At 39.3% G+C, this 16,436-nt stretch carries 19 protein-coding genes; 8 read left to right on the forward strand and 11 right to left on the reverse strand.

All coding sequences use genetic code 11. The features are described from left to right. Nucleotides 1–24: 24 nt before the first annotated feature. The 9 genes from nth to RDV53_RS08870 all read right to left on the reverse strand — a co-directional run bounded on the left by nth (nt 25) and on the right by RDV53_RS08870 (nt 9,683). Nucleotides 25–660, reverse strand: a complete 636-nt coding sequence (gene nth / locus RDV53_RS08830) for an endonuclease III (protein WP_005696036.1) — start codon at nt 658–660, stop codon at nt 25–27. Continuing rightward, nucleotides 657–1,367 (reverse strand): electron transport complex subunit E, encoded by a 711-nt coding sequence (gene rsxE, locus RDV53_RS08835; RefSeq protein WP_005696037.1) that lies wholly within the window; start codon nt 1,365–1,367, stop codon nt 657–659. The genes nth and rsxE overlap by 4 nt, the downstream gene beginning before the upstream one ends. A gap of 10 nt (nt 1,368–1,377) precedes the next feature. Continuing rightward, nucleotides 1,378–2,004: an electron transport complex subunit RsxG gene (rsxG, locus tag RDV53_RS08840; protein WP_005696038.1), complete on the reverse strand. Its 627-nt coding sequence runs from the start codon at nt 2,002–2,004 to the stop codon at nt 1,378–1,380. After that, nucleotides 2,004–3,086, reverse strand: coding sequence for an electron transport complex subunit RsxD (gene rsxD / locus RDV53_RS08845; protein WP_005696039.1), 1,083 nt, complete (start codon nt 3,084–3,086; stop codon nt 2,004–2,006). The genes rsxG and rsxD overlap by 1 nt, the downstream gene beginning before the upstream one ends. Before the next feature lie 14 nt (nt 3,087–3,100). Beyond that, entirely contained in the window at nt 3,101–5,437 is a 2,337-nt protein-coding gene (gene rsxC, locus RDV53_RS08850) for an electron transport complex subunit RsxC (RefSeq protein WP_005696040.1), read from the reverse strand. Nucleotide 5,438: 1 nt separating this feature from the next. Continuing rightward, on the reverse strand, nt 5,439–6,023 hold the full coding sequence (rsxB, locus tag RDV53_RS08855; RefSeq protein ID WP_005696041.1) for an electron transport complex subunit RsxB: 585 nt from the start codon (nt 6,021–6,023) through the stop codon (nt 5,439–5,441). A 70-nt stretch (nt 6,024–6,093) separates the two neighbouring features. After that, on the reverse strand, nt 6,094–6,672 hold the full coding sequence (rsxA, locus tag RDV53_RS08860) for an electron transport complex subunit RsxA (protein WP_005696042.1): 579 nt from the start codon (nt 6,670–6,672) through the stop codon (nt 6,094–6,096). Nucleotides 6,673–6,774: 102 nt separating this feature from the next. Then, complete coding sequence (gene yccS / locus RDV53_RS08865) at nt 6,775–8,928, reverse strand: YccS family putative transporter (RefSeq protein ID WP_005696043.1); 2,154 nt, start codon at nt 8,926–8,928, stop codon at nt 6,775–6,777. A gap of 98 nt (nt 8,929–9,026) precedes the next feature. Further along, nucleotides 9,027–9,683 (reverse strand): curli polymerization inhibitor CsgI-related protein, encoded by a 657-nt coding sequence (locus RDV53_RS08870; protein ID WP_005696044.1) that lies wholly within the window; start codon nt 9,681–9,683, stop codon nt 9,027–9,029. Nucleotides 9,684–9,804: 121 nt separating this feature from the next. Between RDV53_RS08870 and RDV53_RS08875 the strand changes: the two genes are divergently transcribed. The 5 genes from RDV53_RS08875 to cspD all read left to right on the forward strand — a co-directional run bounded on the left by RDV53_RS08875 (nt 9,805) and on the right by cspD (nt 11,725). Beyond that, a complete protein-coding gene (locus tag RDV53_RS08875) occupies nt 9,805–10,074 on the forward strand; it encodes an acylphosphatase (RefSeq protein WP_005696045.1) in 270 nt (89 codons plus the stop codon). 70 nt (nt 10,075–10,144) lie between these two features. Continuing rightward, nucleotides 10,145–10,465, forward strand: coding sequence for a YqcC family protein (locus RDV53_RS08880; protein ID WP_005696046.1), 321 nt, complete (start codon nt 10,145–10,147; stop codon nt 10,463–10,465). After that, nucleotides 10,466–11,182, forward strand: coding sequence for a tRNA pseudouridine(65) synthase TruC (truC, locus tag RDV53_RS08885; RefSeq protein ID WP_005696047.1), 717 nt, complete (start codon nt 10,466–10,468; stop codon nt 11,180–11,182). A 22-nt stretch (nt 11,183–11,204) separates the two neighbouring features. Further along, a complete protein-coding gene (locus RDV53_RS08890) occupies nt 11,205–11,369 on the forward strand; it encodes a YoaH family protein (RefSeq protein ID WP_005696048.1) in 165 nt (54 codons plus the stop codon). A 146-nt stretch (nt 11,370–11,515) separates the two neighbouring features. Further along, nucleotides 11,516–11,725, forward strand: coding sequence for a cold shock domain-containing protein CspD (gene cspD / locus RDV53_RS08895; protein WP_005696050.1), 210 nt, complete (start codon nt 11,516–11,518; stop codon nt 11,723–11,725). Nucleotides 11,726–11,805: 80 nt separating this feature from the next. On the opposite strand, the gene matP is transcribed toward cspD, so the two are convergent. Continuing rightward, nucleotides 11,806–12,255 carry a macrodomain Ter protein MatP gene (matP, locus tag RDV53_RS08900; RefSeq protein ID WP_005696051.1) on the reverse strand — a complete coding sequence of 150 codons (450 nt, stop codon included), beginning with the start codon at nt 12,253–12,255 and terminating at the stop codon, nt 11,806–11,808. Nucleotides 12,256–12,357: 102 nt separating this feature from the next. Between matP and RDV53_RS08905 the strand changes: the two genes are divergently transcribed. Both RDV53_RS08905 and fabA read left to right on the forward strand, forming a co-directional pair. Then, a complete protein-coding gene (locus tag RDV53_RS08905; protein WP_005696052.1) occupies nt 12,358–14,160 on the forward strand; it encodes an AAA family ATPase in 1,803 nt (600 codons plus the stop codon). Between the two features lie 168 nt (nt 14,161–14,328). Then, complete coding sequence (fabA, locus tag RDV53_RS08910) at nt 14,329–14,862, forward strand: bifunctional 3-hydroxydecanoyl-ACP dehydratase/trans-2-decenoyl-ACP isomerase (protein ID WP_005696053.1); 534 nt, start codon at nt 14,329–14,331, stop codon at nt 14,860–14,862. Nucleotides 14,863–14,920: 58 nt separating this feature from the next. Here fabA and ybaK read toward each other — a convergent pair whose 3' ends face one another. Next, nucleotides 14,921–15,400: a Cys-tRNA(Pro) deacylase gene (ybaK, locus tag RDV53_RS08915; RefSeq protein ID WP_005696054.1), complete on the reverse strand. Its 480-nt coding sequence runs from the start codon at nt 15,398–15,400 to the stop codon at nt 14,921–14,923. Nucleotides 15,401–15,476: 76 nt separating this feature from the next. Here ybaK and RDV53_RS08920 point away from each other — a divergent pair, with 76 nt between their 5' ends. Next, nucleotides 15,477–16,430, forward strand: coding sequence for an oxidoreductase (locus RDV53_RS08920; RefSeq protein WP_005696055.1), 954 nt, complete (start codon nt 15,477–15,479; stop codon nt 16,428–16,430). Nucleotides 16,431–16,436 lie beyond the last annotated feature (6 nt).

A 16,436-nucleotide genomic window follows, 5' to 3' on the forward strand; every position in this document is an offset into this window, starting at 1 on the left:
TATATTCCGTTTGCTTTTATTCGTTTAATATTCTGTTTTTTCTTTGTATTCGCAGAGATCTTCAATAATGCAAGCCCCACAGCGAGGTTTCCGCGCGGTACAAGTATAGCGCCCATGTAAAATAAGCCAGTGATGTACATCCACTTTAAATTCTTTTGGCACAACTTTGAGCAGTTTTTCTTCCACTTTTACCACATCTTTGCCAGGGGCAAAGTTTGTGCGGTTGCATACGCGAAAAATATGCGTATCCACTGCAATAGTTGGATGACCGAAAGCGGTATTTAACACGACATTCGCCGTTTTTCTGCCGACTCCCGCAAGGGCTTCTAAGGCTTCACGACTTTCAGGTACTTCACCGTTGTGTTTTTCAACTAAATCACGGCAGGTTTTAATGATATTTTCTGCTTTGCTGTTATAAAGCCCGATGGTTTTAATGTATTCTTTTAATCCCTCTAAGCCGAGATCTAAAATAGCTTGTGGGGTATTTGCCACAGGGAATAATTTTGCTGTCGCTTTATTCACGCCTTTATCGGTGGCTTGAGCTGACAAAATCACAGCAATGAGTAATTCGAAAGGCGAATTATACTCTAATTCCGTGGTGGGATGCGGGTTTTGCTCCCGAAGTCGAGTGAGAATTTCAATTCGTTTAGCTTGGTTCATTTTTTCATATCAATTCGGTTTTTAATCGCCAGTAGGATGCCTAATCCAATAAACGCACCTGGAGGAAGAATAAAGAGTAAAAAGCTGCTGTCAGCGTGATAAATATGTAATGTCAGGAATTTTGCCCCTTGACCGAATAAGTTTTCAATGCCTTCAAAAAGGGTACCTTGGCCTAAGATTTCACGTAGCGCACCTAATACGGTGATACTTAATGCCATGCCTAATCCCATCGAAAAACCATCCCAGGCAGCATGTGCTACGCTATTTTTAGAGGCAAAGGCTTCTGCACGACCGATGACGATACAGTTAGTCACAATTAAAGGAATAAAAATCCCAAGAGCTTGATAGAGTGTATAGGTATAAGCATTCATCAATAATTGCACCACGGTTACGGTGGTGGCAATAATCATCACATAAATCGGAATACGGATTTCATGAGGAATTTGCTTACGAAAGAGCGAAACAACAGTATTTGTACAGGTTAAAACCAACATAGTTGCAAGGCCCAAACCCAATGCATTCGTCGCAGTACTCGATACAGCTAAGAGCGGACAAAGCCCCAATAATTGTACGAGAGTTGAGTTATTTTTCCATACGCCTTGAATAAAGATTTCTTTCCAAACAGAAGGCGTTTGTATTATTTCTTCTGAATTTTCAGCCGCACTTTGCTCATCAAGTGCGGTCGTTTTTTCGGTTAAATCAGTCATAATAAATATCCTATTGCGCGTATTTTTTTGCCATCTCGTTGAGTAATGCCTCATTTTCAAGCATCACGAGAGCAGAGCGTTTTACTTGATTTACAACCGCGCGTGGCGTAATGGTTGCGCCAGAGAATTGATCAAATTTACCGCCATCTTTTTTGACCGCCCAATCTTTTAGGCTTTCAGGTACGATAACTTGGTTTGTAAAACTTAAAATCCAGTCAGAAATGCGAAGTTCGATTTTATCGCCTAACCCAGGGGTTTCATGGTGTTCAATCACACGCACACCTAAAACTTCACCTTTTGGTGTAATCCCCACTAATAAACGGATATTCCCTGAATAACCATCTGGTGCGGTAGTTTCATAAGCATAGGCTGTTGGCACCTGATCTTTGATCGCAAAATAGACTTTTTGAATACCTTTGAGTTTATCTTGCTCGGGCGTTTCAACGCTTTCAAGCAAGCTATTATTAAAATAATTTTGAGGGATTACTTGGAGCAATAACGCCTTTTGCTGTTCAGCCATGGCTTCATCAATTCTATCTTTTGTTAGCATATAAATGCCCGCAGAAATAGCTGTACAAAGCAATGCGATGAAACCTAATAAAAGACCAAAACGGGAGGTGACTTTAAAAATACCCATTATTTACTCCCTTTTGCAAAGTGGCCCGCTACACGAGGGCGGGTATAGTGATCGATAAGTGGTACACAAATATTGCTTAACAAAATCGCAAATGCCACGCCGTCAGGGTAGTTGCCAAAGTAACGAATGAGGTAAACCAATAACCCGACCAAAGTACCAAACACCAGTTTTCCACGAGGTGTAATGGAAGCTGTGACAGGGTCGGTAGCAATAAAGAATGCACCGAACATCATGGCGCCGCTAAAGAGTTGGCTAATCATACTTAAATGATGATGGCCTGACATCGCAGTGATAGTCGCTAAGGTCACAAAGGTCACGAGCATTGAAACGGGAATTTGCCAGTGAATTTTTTTCTTTAAGATTAATACAATTCCACCAAGCATAAAGGCAAGATTAACTTGCCACCAACCTTCAGCAAAGTCAGTCCCGTTTTGTAATAAAATTGGTAATTTTACAAAATCATGGAATACACTTTCATCGCCTTGATGCAAGTTATAGAAGATTTTTGCGCTGTCTAATGGCGTCGCTTGTGTAATTCCATCAATGGAATGGACGAGTTGGCTTAAGCTAAAACCATCAGTGGTTAAGCCGGTGAAAATTAAAGAAAGAGAATCCTCAAATGTTGGGGGTTCATTTAATAATGAAATCGGTGGCATCCAACTTGTCATTTGCAGTGGGAAAGAAATCAATAGCACCACATAACCCACCATAGCCGGATTAAACGGGTTTTGTCCCAAGCCACCATAAACATGTTTTCCTAGAATAACAGCGGAAAGCGTACCAATTAAAATAACCCAATAAGGTGCATAAGGCGGAATTGCCATGGCTAAAATTAAGGCTGTAAGCACCACACTAAAATCTGAAATATAGACCAGGTTTGGCTTATTGCGCAATTTGGTCACAATAAACTCAAGCACTAATGCGAAAGAAATAGCCAAAGCGGATTGCACCAAAACACCCATTCCAAAATAATAAATCTGTGTGAGCAGGGCAGGCAGCATGGCTGCAATCACCCACAACATAATACGGGCGGTTAATTTGCCTGAATGGGTATGAGGCGAACTTACCATCTTCTTAAACATAATATTTTCCTGCGTTATTCAGTTTCTTTGGCAGCTTCAGCGGCTGCTTTTTTTGCTTTAGCTCTCGCTATGGCTGCTGCGATAGCGGCTTTTTTCGGATCAAGTGCGGTTGGGTTTTCATCCGTTTTTTCGACCGCACTTTCAGTTGCATTTGCATTTGTCGTAACTGTTTCACCTTGAGCAGCGGCTTTCTTGGCTTTAGCTCTTGCAATAGCTGCGGCTACAGCAGCTTTTTTCGGATCAAGTGCGGTTGAGTTTTCATCTGTTTTTTCGACCGTGCTTTCAGTTACATTTGTCGTAACCGTTTCACCTTGAGTAGCAGCTTTCTTAGCTTTGGCTCTCGCAATGGCTGCAGCTACTGCGGCTTTTTTCGGGTCAAGTGCGGTTGAATTTTCATCTGTTTTTTCGACTGCACTTTCAGTTGTATTTGTCGTAACAGCTTCACCTTGAGCAGCAGCTTTCTTAGCTTTAGCTCTTGCGATAGCAGCGGCTACAGCCGCTTTTTTCGGATCAAGTGCGGTTGGATTTTCATCTGTTTTTTCGACCGCGCTTTCAGTTGCATGTGTCGCAACTGTTTCACCTTGAGCAGCAGCTTTCTTGGCTTTTGCTCTTGCTAGAGCTGCAGCAACAGCTGCTTTCTTCGCCTCTTTTTCATCAGTTTGTGACGGTGTTGTATCCGTCACAGTGCCTGTATCTGCTTGCGCTTGTTGTTTAGCAAGACGGCGAGCTTTACGTTGCTCCATGAGTTCATGGTTATCCGGTAAGATTTCGCCTTTCTCAGATACGATAGTTTTCGTTTCTTTATTTGCTGCTGAACCCGCTTGTTTTGCTTTCAAGCGTTCTAACGCTGCTTTAACTGGGTCTTCACCTTTTTGTTTTGCAAGTTCTTCTCGACGAGCTTCTGCCGCACGTTGTGAACGTGCTTTACGTTCTTGTTCTTCACGTTCCATTCGAGCTTGTTTGGCTTCAAAACGGATTTTAGCCTCTTCGGCTTTTTTCGCTTTTTCTTTAATTTCCCAAATTTTGGCTTTTTCCTGACGGAAATATTGGATAAGCGGAATATGGCTTGGGCAAACATAAGCACACACGCCACATTCAATACAATCTTTTAAGCAATATTCTTCTGATTTTTGGTGATCCTCACTGCGAGCATACCAATAAAGTTGCTGTGGCATTAAATTGACAGGGCAAGCATCAGAACAAGCTGAACAACGGATACAAGATTGCTCTGGTTCTGGCTCACCATATTCAAAATGATCGGGTGCTAATAGACAGTTAATTAATTTAGTGACGGGCGCATTAAGATCTGAAAGTTGCAATCCCATCATTGGTCCGCCTGCGAAAACAGGGAAGCGTTCGTCATATTTATAGCCAACTTGTGCCAATAAGTGGTCAACTGGTGTACCTAAGCGAACCCAGTAGTTGCCTTTCTCTGAAATTTTATCACCAGTCAGCGTGACGACACGCTCAATTAAAGGTTCGTCATTAATGACCGCTCTTTTGATCGCAAAAGCCGTGCCGACATTATGCATTAATACGCCAATATCGTAAGAACGTCCACCGCTTGGCACTTCCATGCCGGTAAGCAAATAAATCAGCTGTTTGGCTGCACCAGATGGATATTTAGTCGGAATAACCCGCAATTCAATGTCATTTGCACCATGCAACGATTGTTGAATAGCTTGAATCGCTTCGGGTTTATTGTCTTCAACTGCAATCACCACTTTTTCAGGACGTAAGATATAACGTAAGATGCGAATCCCTTCGATCATTTCATCGGTGTAATCACGCATTAAGCGGTCATCACAGGTAATATAAGGTTCGCATTCCGCGCCATTAATAATTAAGAGTTTAACTTTCTTTTCAGCCGATTGAATTTTGGCTGCAGTCGGGAATACCGCACCACCTAAGCCTGCAACGCCTGCTTGATAAATACGCTCAATGAGTTGTTCGACAGGTTGTGTGAAAAACTCTTCAAGTGGAAATTGCTCACGCCATTTATCCAAGCCATCCGCTTGAATATGAATCATGTCCTCGGTTAAACCAGAAGGATGGGGCGCAACATGTTTTCCGATAAATTTTACCGTACCAGAAGTCGGCGCATGAACAGGCAAGGTTCTTAAGCCATCGCCTTGTGTTAGAGGCTGGCCTTTTAGGACATAATCGCCTTCTTTAACTAATACATTTCCCGCTGTGCCAGCGTGTTGTTTAATCGGCACATAAAAGTCATGAGCAAGTTCTGATTGCTGAATCGGGGATTGGTTTGATTGAGATTTCATTTCAGGAGGATGAATACCACCTTTAAAATCCCAAATTTTGCCGGAGTTAAATCTTGTTAATACATCAGCCATATTATTCCGACTCCCCAACCACTAATTTTTTCTCGATTTCTGTGGTATTTACAACCGGAATGACTAATTTAGGATCAAATTTCCAGTTCCAATTATCAATATCTTTTTTCACTTTAATCATGGAAATACAATCGGTCGGACAAGGTGCGACGCAAAGTTCACAGCCAGTACAGAGATCGGCAATAATGGTATGCATCGCTTTATTCGTGCCAATAATGGCATCAACAGGGCAGGCTTGAATACATTTGGTACAGCCGATACACATATTTTCATCAATAAAGGCAACCATTTCTTCTGGTTCTGCCACATCATCCATTGCGGGCACATCAACGCCCATGATTTCTGCAATTTTTACCACTGTTGGACGACCACCAGGTACACATTTTGTGATAACGTCACCATTCGCAATTGCTTCAGCATAAGGCTTGCAACCAGGATAGCCGCATTGCCCACATTGGCTTTGCGGTAAGATGGCATCAATTTTTTCAACGATAGGATCAGCTTCGACTTTTAATTTAATCGAAGCAACACCTAAAATTGCACCAAAAATTAAAGCGAGAACGGTTACTGAAATTAAGATAAACATTATTTTTTAGTGTTATTCCAAAATAAGCCGAGAAAAATCACTGTCACAGTAATAAACATTAAGAGATAAATCATTTTACTAACCCGGCGAAGCCCATAAAGGCGAGAGACATTAAACCGGCCGTAATTAACGCAATAGACGAGCCACGAAACGTAATGGGTACATCTGCAGCAACAAGACGTTCACGTAAGGCTGCAAATAAAACTAAAACTAAACCGAAACCTAAAGAAGCACCAAAACCATAAATGACAGATTCTGTTAGATTGTGTGCCAAATTAACGTTTAATAATGCCACACCGAGTACGGCACAGTTTGTGGTAATCAGCGGTAAGAAAATCCCTAATAAGCGATAAAGTGATGGGCTTGTTTTATTGATCACCATTTCGGTAAATTGAACCACAACGGCGATCACTAAAATGAAGACTAACGTACGCAAGAATGTGGCGTTTAGCGGCATTAAAATATAATTATCGACTAAATAAGAACACAGTGACGCTACGGTTAATACGAATGTCGTAGCAAGCCCCATACCAATTGCCGTTTCAATCTTTTTGGACACGCCCATAAATGGACAAAGTCCTAAGAATTTGACCAAAACAAAGTTATTGATTAATGCGGTGCTGATAATGAGTAGAATGTAATGTGTCATTGCGTCTAAATTTATTTTACATAAGTGGCGTATTATCTCTATTTATCGCACTGAGAACAATAAAAAATTTGGGTTAGTGCGGTCAGTTTTTCCTTTGTTTTTTTATTTGGTAATGGATTCTTTCTGACTATGTTGGAAATAGCGATACAGCTGAGGCAGCAATTGAGAAATCAAGTTAAGTTGCTGATATGGTAACGCAAAAGCCATATCTGCTTTAGTTTGATTTTCATCCAACTGAATTTCTTTTAGGCTTTGCTCGATATTACCTTGTAGTTTGGCGAAGATTTCAGGACGAAGCTTTTCAATATTTTCCAGCGTATATAAAACCTTTTTCGCAACAGGATAAAAGTCTGCTAAAAATTCTGTAGTTTGCTGTAACTGCGTCATTTTATAGCGATATGCCCCTAAAGCAGAAATATAACTCAATAGAGAATAATTCATTTTTAACAAGTCAAAACCTTCCTGCAAATAAGCTTGATATTTCTTCGGCTCATTATTCATATTGGAAAGCGTTGTGCTCAATGCAGCTGCATATTGATGGGCATTACGGCGTGCAATACGGTATTTCAAATCATCGCTTTTACCAAATTGTAGTTGGCTGATAATGTGCAATAAATATTGTGCATCACTTTGAATCGCTTGGCGGCTCACTTTATCGAGTTGCAGATATTTCCAATCCGGCCATAAATAAGAAACTGCAAACCACGCAATGGCTGAACCTAATACGGTATCAATGAGGCGAGGGAAGAGCGCCGCTTGAGTATCAAATCCCATTACATCGAAACTGATCAATACTTGCAAGGTAATAAAGAAGGTGGAGAAACTGTAATTATTACTGCGGAAGAAGAAAAAGAGCGTACTGGTTACTACCATTAAGCCAAGTTTCATCTCTAATGTTGGGTTGAGATATGGCAATAAGGAGCCAATAATTACCCCTAAAATCGTGCCAATAATACGCTGGCGTAATCGTACTTTGGTTGCAGAATAGTTTGGCTGACACACAAAGACTGCAGTAAGTAAAATCCAGTAACCTAAATTAAATTGGAAAAATTCAACAATTGCGCAACACAAAAACACCACGATAGACAAACGTACAGCATGGCGGAAAAGTGGTGATTCAAAAGTGAAATTACTTCCAATAACAGAAAGAATATTTTTTAAGCCCGTAATTTGTTCGGTATGGATCTGTGCAGTTTGCTCATTTTCACTGGTTTCTTGCTCGAGCTGATGTAGCTGCCAGTTAATGCTTTGCAGATTATCAATAAGTGTTTGAAGGGCTAGCAAAACATTGTTTTGATTGGTATGTTCTTTGCTATAAAGTTCAAGGGATTGAATTGTGCCCATCAATGCTTTTTCTACGCGAATATTATAGTGATAAGGCGTATTCTGACGCAGGCAAGCCGTAATATCGTGACAGGCTTGCGCTTGTAATTCGAGCAAACGCTGAATGCGGAAAATTAAGTCCGTATTTTTGAGCTGTTCCGCAATTTGTCGATAATCAAAATGTGTTGAATTTGCACGTTCATGAATGTCTTGTGCTGCAAAATAATAACGGATCATGCGTTGTGTGCGTGCATGGCGATGTTGTCCACGAATGCGATAGAAAAGCGCTGTTCTTGCTTGGTTAAAAGCCTCCACCACATTGGTGTTTTTCATCGCAAAATTAAGGTGTTTTTTCTCAATTTCATCAATCTCATCAGGATCAAAAAATTCTGATTTTGCATCTAGATAATTGCCTAAGGCACAAAACGCTTTTGCCACGCTTTCTTGTACTGGGCGGTTTGGAAAAAAGAGATAAACAATGATAGTCACAATACTGTAGAGCAAAGTGCCTAATAAAATCATCACCGGATTGATAAACCAGCTCGCAGAATTATCTGGTATATAAGTGAGGGTGGTATAAATGGCGACCACCAGCGTACCAAACGCAATGGTACGATAACGTTCCCCCACGGCACCAACCATCGTAAATAAAAAGGTGATGATGGTCATCAACAATACGTATTGAATAGGTTTACCAATATTGAGTTGAACGATAAAGGTTGAAATGGCAAAGGCAATTAATGTGTAAAAAATATTTTTTAATCGTCCGGTAAGACGATTATCTAAATCCACTAAACCGCCTGCAATAATCCCTAAAATTAAGGGCATGGATTGCGTAGAAATATCAAAAAACCAGACGCCGAACGCTGCGATATTCACTGCAATAAAAATAGGTATTGAAGCGATTACTTTTGCATTAAGCCATTGATTCATGTTGATATCCTTGCTTATTATTTAATGACTAAAAAATGGATGATAAAAAAGTGAGCGGGAAGGCTCACTTCTTTATCAAAGTGCGGTTAAAAAAACGATTATTTTTGTTTTTTTGCCCAGTTTAAGAAACGAGTTTGGGTTTCTTTATCGGCTTGTTGGAACCAGTATTGTAATTGTTGCTCAGCAACGTTTTCACCTTGCACAACAACTTTGCCTTTCGCTGCTTTTCCTGATGCTGCAGGCATCATACCTACTGCAGGTGCTGCTAAAGCTGAAACCGCTGCTGGTGCATTAGATGCATTATACTCAGCAAGATCATTAACAATATTTGCTGATGGGAATAAACCTTCTTGTTTTAAGGTATCCACTTTAGCATCAATCACATTACCTGATTTCGTTTTAACGGTAATTTGTGGTTGTGCATTAAATTTTTCGCCATCTTCTTGAGAACGAATTTTTTCTGCAGATACGACAACATCATCAGCCGTACCTTTAAAAGTCACAATAACAGGGTTAGACTCAAAAAGTCCTTGGCTAGAACCAGTACCGACGATCTCACCTAAACGTACCACAACCTGTTGTGTTTGGTCAGCTTCAGCATTGAATGATTTTTTTTCTTTTAGAAGGGATTTGCTGGCTTTTTGGCCGTTGATTGCAAGAAACTCAAGGTTTGATGACGTGGTGACCGTACCGGCTAAACTGCTCGCACTGACTGCAAAGGCAACAACACCTAATGCAAACTGACATAATTTCATAATTACTCCTTTTATTTTTTGAATGAAATTAGATGGTTGTAATGCTATGCTAAATTTTAAAAAATGGGAATAGGAAAGTGCGGTTAATTTTTAAAAAGTTTTTGTAACAAAGGAGCAAATCATGGCAAAACGATTTGTCGTATATGGTCGAGTACAAGGTGTCGGGTTTCGCTATTTTACTTGGAAAGAAGCAGAGAAAATTGGAATTAAAGGCACGGTAAGAAATTGTACAGACGGAAGTGTCGAAATCATTGCGGAAGGCAATGATGACCAACTGCAACACTTTTATGATTGGTTAAACGTTGGGCCAAGAACCGCAAGTGTTGAACGGGTCTTAATCGATAATATTGAAGATAAACGATATTCTGACTTTTCGATTATTCATCGTTAAAACTGACCGCACTTTACAGTATGAATTGATGCTCGTAGAATACGCCGCTTGTTTATAAATAGGAAAAATCATGCGTAATCAAACAAAACTTCATCTTCAACAATTACAACTTGCTATGCAAAAACTTGATTTATGGCAAGCCGTTCCACCTTCACAAGATGCTTTTTTAAGTGAAGAGCCTTTTGCTATTGATACCATGTCACCAGAAGAATGGTTGCAATGGATTTTTATTCCAAGAATGTTTGCCTTACTTGAAAGTGGCGCTGAATTACCCTCAAAAATTGCGGTGTCGCCTTATTTAGAGGAAGCGTTTAAAGAAGCAGAAGAAGATTTTTTAGTTGAATTATTAACACCGTTACGTGAATTAGAAGCCTTATTACAAAATCAATAAATGTTAGAGATCTTATATCAAGACGAATATCTTGTCGCCGTTAATAAGCCTGCAGGTATGTTGGTACATCGTAGTTGGCTTGATACTCATGAAACGCAATTTGTGATGCAAACCTTGCGCGATCAAATCGGGCAGCATGTTTTTCCTATTCATCGATTAGATCGTCCCACATCAGGTGTTTTGCTGTTTGCTTTAAATAGTGAAATAGCGAATTTAATGTGTCAGCAATTTGAACAGAAAACGGTGCAAAAATCTTATTTAGCGATTGTGCGAGGGTATTTGCAAGGAAAAGGGCAGATTGATTATCCTCTTAAAATCCAATTAGATAAGATTGCAGATAAGTTTGCACAAGAAGACAAAGCCCCTCAAGAGGCGGTAACGGATTATGAAGGCTTAAACATTGTGGAAATGCCTTATGCGGTAGGGCGTTATCAAACCACGAGATATTCCTTGGTGAAGCTCATTCCTCAAACAGGCAGGAAACATCAGTTACGACGTCACATGAAGCATATCTTTCATCCTATTTTAGGGGATACACAATATGGTGATTTGCATCAAAATCGTGCATTGACGGAACATTCAGGCTGTCAGCGTTTATTTTTACATGCAGATACACTTATTTTTGAGCATCCTATCCATTCAACAAAATTTGAAATTAAAGCTAATTTAGATGAGCAATGGATGAAAGTGATGGAATTATTTAATTGGTCTATTTAACGAGAAAAAAACGAGAAAAATCATGTTAGATATTAATTTAACCCACGAACAGCAACAAAAAGCAGTAGAGCAAATTCAGGAATTAATGGCACAAGGAATGAGCAGCGGTGAGGCCATTCAAATTGTGGCAAAAGCATTGCGTGAAATTCATCAAAAAGGTGAGAAAGAGGCTTCTGATAGTAAATAATAAAAATTTTTGTGATCAATGTATCATTTTTAAAGTTTCCTTGTTGCATAAAAAAATAAAATGTTTGAATATATTTCCAATTGAGGTGATAAGGCATGAGTCTTATTGTTTTTAAGTATTAAGGGCGAAGCCTATAGAGGTCTACTATGGAAATTGGTGTAGTAAAATGGTTTAATAACGCAAAAGGATTTGGGTTTATTTCTGCAGAAGGCGTGGATACAGACATCTTTGCACATTATTCAGCAATTGAAATGGATGGTTACCGTTCATTAAAAGCGGGGCAGCGTGTACAGTTTGAAGTGATTCACGGCGACAAAGGATCTCACGCCACAAAAATTATTCCGATTGCGGAATAGGCGAAACGCTAAAACGTTTCAAAATCTTCTCTATTTAGCATAATCAAAAGCCAAGGTTTCGGCCTTGGCTTTTTTTCATCTTATTTATTGAGTAAGTTTTTCAACCCAGCTTTCATCGCTGTCATTTGGCTTTCATATAATGCTTTGCTTTCACGTTCATCAATCATATAAGTGATGGTTTCAGAAAGCGTCATTTTCATTTTTCTTGAATATTTAGACAAACGAAGCCAAACGCCATATTCTAAATCAATAGATTTTTTCTTCGTTGATTGTTTTTCTGCATTAAAAAAGCGTTTACGTCTTGCACGAATAGCCTGATCAAGCTTAATAGGTAAATCAAGAGAAAGGTGATTTTTAATCCATTCCTCGATTTTTTCAGGATAATTCTGACATTCTATTAATTCTTGAACTTTGCTTTCTTCTAAGCTTTTTTCTTCGTAACGGGTAATTTTTTCCCCTTCGCGATGTTTACGAATGAGATAAATCCATTTCCAGTTTGCTTCTTGGTTTTCTAATTTTTGATATTTCATCGTTTTATTATGCTTTTTAGTGACGTGGTAACCTCATAAATATACTCTGTTTAAATAAATTTTTCCAGTAGATTTTTATAACGGATTTTCACTCAGGGTGAAGTGTGCGATAATACCGCCAATTTAATTAAAGCGAGATATGTCGTGACTTCAACATCTTCAGAACAAGCCTTAAATTGGCAAGCCTTACAACCAGAATTATCGATTACTGAACTTTCAGCTGAAAAGGCTGATTTTTGGTCATTACAAAAACATGCCACAAAAGCGATTTCTTTATTCTTAAAACAACCTCGTCGTTCTTTGTTGGTTTTAAAAGCAGATGATCAAGCAGAATATGCCGATTTATTAGCAGAACATATTCGCCAAAAACAGCCAAAAGAGCGGTCAGTTTTTGGGGTGAATTATGTGGTTGAGCAGGGGGATTATTTTTCTTTCCCTCGTATTTATACCGAGCCTGCTCAATCACCAGCAGATAATTTTGCCGCACAAGGTGATGTGTTGAAGGCATTACACGCTGATCAATTTAGTCTTTTTGGTAGTGTACGCGTTCATCCAAGTTCGCAAGATATTTTGCTTACGCCAGGTTTAGTGCATCAAGCCAATGGGGGCGTTTTGATTTTAAGTGCAGCAACGATGCTAAGCCAGTTTGATTTATGGCAACGCTTAAAACATATTTTGCAAACGCAAACTTTTGATTGGTATTCAGCCCATCCATTTAAAACCTTGCCTTGTGATATTCCAAGTTATCCACTCAATTTAAAAGTGGTGATTTTAGGCAATCGCACTGAAATTGCGACCTTAGGTGAGTTAGAAGAAGATCTTTACAGCTTGGCTGATTACGCGGAAATTGAAAGCTATTATTCTGTTGCACAACCGAAAGCACAAGAAAATTGGGCCAATTATGTGTTGGCATTAGCCTCAAAATATGAGCTTGATTTAGATTTAACCGCATTAAATAAACTCTATCAGTTACTGGTGCGTGAGAGTGAAGATCGCTTTTTAATTAACATTTCACCATTAAAAACAACAGAAATGTTACTCAATGCTGCGACGTTGTCACAAAAACAAACCTTAAGTGCGGTTGATTTTGAGCAAGCTTTTAAACAAAAGAATGAACAGCATGGTTTTTTACGTGAACGCACTTATGCAGATATTCTCAATGAACAAATTTATGTGGAAACCAATGGTGAAATTGTTGGGCAGATTAATGGCTTGTCTGTGATTGAATATCCAGGCACACCGGTTTGTTTTGGTGAACCTTCTCGCATCAGCTGTTTAGTGCAGTTTGGTGATGGTGAAGTCGTGGATGTGGAGCGTAAAAACGAATTAGCGGGCAACCTCCACGGGAAAGGTATGATGATTTCTGAAGCATGCTTGGCAAGTATCTTAGAGTTGCCATCACAGTTACCATTTTCTGCTTCTTTAGTATTTGAGCAGTCTTATGGTGAAATTGATGGTGACAGTGCGTCTCTAGCTATTTTCTCCGTATTAGTCAGCGCGTTATCTGATTTGCCATTGCCACAAAATATTGCCATTACCGGTACCATTGACCAATTTGGTTTGGTGCACGCAGTAGGCGGAGTGAATGACAAAATTGAAGGCTTTTTCACTATTTGCCAACGTCGTGGTTTAACGGGTAAACAAGGTGTGATTATTCCTGCAACAACAATTCAGCAATTAAGTTTATCTGACGAAGTGGTTGAGGCGGTGAAAAATGAGCAGTTCTTTATCTATCAAGTCGAGGATATTTATCAAACAGCCAAAATCCTATTTGACCGCGATTTATTGGAAGAGAAAGAAGAATATGCGAAGGGCAAAGAGCCTATTGCACGTTTAATTCAAAATCGAATTGCTTTTCGTTCGGAAACGCCGAAAAAAAACTGGTTAGATTTCTTTAAATCTTAATTTCTTTAAAGCGAACCTTGAGTTCGCTTTTCTTTTATGTGAATTTTACTGACTGATCCGACAAGTTGAGCTAACAAGTGTTCGCTGTTTACATTTCTTATAAATCCCCATAGAATCTGCACTTATTGTTTGTAACCAAGCAAAACTATATATACAAGGAAATAAAAAATGGAAAACACCTGTACACCCAACATCAAAAGCAGCTACACTTATGAAGATTTATTAGCTTCTGGTCGTGGTGAATTATTTGGTAAAGAAGGCCCGCAACTTCCAGCACCAACCATGTTGATGATGGATCGCATTGTAAAAATGACCGAAGACGGCGGTGCGTTTGGTAAAGGGTATATTGAAGCGGAATTAGATATTCATCCAGATTTACCGTTTTTTGGTTGTCACTTTATTGGTGACCCAGTTATGCCAGGATGCTTAGGCTTAGATGCGATGTGGCAATTAGTCGGTTTCTTCCTTGGCTGGGTAGGCGGTAAAGGTAAAGGCCGTGCATTAGGCGTAGGTGAAGTGAAATTTACCGGACAAATCTTACCATCCGCGAAAAAAGTGATTTATCGCATTAATATGAAACGTGTGATTAATCGCAAATTAGTAATGGGAATGGCTGACGGTGAAGTGGAAGTAGATGGACGTGTTATCTACACTGCAACCGATTTAAAAGTTGGCTTATTCCAAGATACATCAAGTTTCTAATTTAAATAAACACAACATCATAAAAAAGATAGCCCGATTCATTCGGGCTTTTCTTTTTCTATTCTTCGTCAATGATATCGACAAATTCGGCATTTAATAATTTAGCCAAATCTTGTGGGGCCAATTCGACGCTTAATCCACGTTTTCCACCAGAAACAAAAATCGTATCAAACTCAAGTGCGGTCGAATTTATCACTGTTTTTACACGTTTTTTTTGACCTAATGGACTAATGCCACCGACTAAATATCCCGTGCTTTTTTGTGCCGCATCTTTATCGGCCATTTCAACTTTTTTTACACCAATTGATTTTGCCGCTTTCTTTAAACTCAACATATTTGCTGTGGAAAGCACAAAACACGCTAATTTTTTCTGATCACCATTTTCAGCGACTAAAAGTGTTTTAAAGGATTGGTGCGGATCAAGCCCAAGTTTTTCAGCGGCTTCATCACCAAAATGCGTATTGTTAGGGTCATGATCATAGGTATGGAGAGTAAAAGGAATTTTATTTTTCTTTAGTAAATCAATTGCCGGTGTCATCTGATTTCCTTATGTATTTATACGTCTTTTTTCTGTAGAATAAATCGGTTCAGAACATTTTACAGCGGAGAGAAAAATGGACGCAAGCCTAAATATTGCTATTGCAGCAGAATTTGATCTATGTGAAAAAATTGCCGAAGCCCTTGAACAAAGTGAGCTTGATGTAGGCAAGGTTTCAATTGTAGAAATTTATCCTTTTGAAGAAGAGCAAGCGGTACGTTTTCGCAATAAAGCGGTTGCTCAATTAGCCACTGATGAGACTGAGTGGGACAGCGTTAATTATCTTTTCTTCGCAGGCCAAATTGACCAAGCGCCTCTATTAGCTCAAGCTGCAGAAAGTGGCTGTGTGGTGATTGATTTAAAAGGGATTTGCTCTGCATTGTCTGATGTACCTGTCGTAGTTCCTACAATTAATGAAGAAAATCTGACTGAATTAAGACAACGTAACATTGTGAGTCTGCCTGATCCGCAAGTGAGTCAATTAGCCTTATCTCTACTACCAATTATTCAACAAACAAATTTAACTCAAGTCTTTGCGACGTCACTTTTACCCGCTTCTTATACGGATGGTGAAGCCGTGAATAAACTTGCGGGACAAACCGCTCGTTTACTGAATGGTATGCCATTAGAAGAAGGTGAAACCCGTTTTGCCTTTGATGTTTTTCCACAACAAGCGGCAAATTTAAATCTGCAATTACAAAAAATCTTCCCACAGTTAGACAATGTGATTTTCCATCAAATTCAAGTGCCTGTCTTCTACGGCATGGCACAAAAAGTGACCGCACTTTCAGATTATGAATTTGATTTCCAACCACAACAAAGCGAATTAATTGAATTACACGATAGCCTTGTTACCCCCGTGATTAACGGTGAAAACGAAAACGGTGAAGAAAGCGTCAAATTGCATCTTAGCCAACAAAGTGCGGTTGAAAATAGCATTGAATTTTGGACGGTTGCCGATGAACAACGTTTCAATATCGCCTTATTAGGTGTGAAATTACTTGAGTCGATTTATCACCAAGGTTATTAAGTTAAG

It is taken from the genome of Haemophilus parainfluenzae ATCC 33392 (assembly GCF_031191205.1).
In the GTDB taxonomy this organism is placed as follows: Bacteria; Pseudomonadota; Gammaproteobacteria; order Enterobacterales; family Pasteurellaceae; genus Haemophilus_D; species Haemophilus_D parainfluenzae.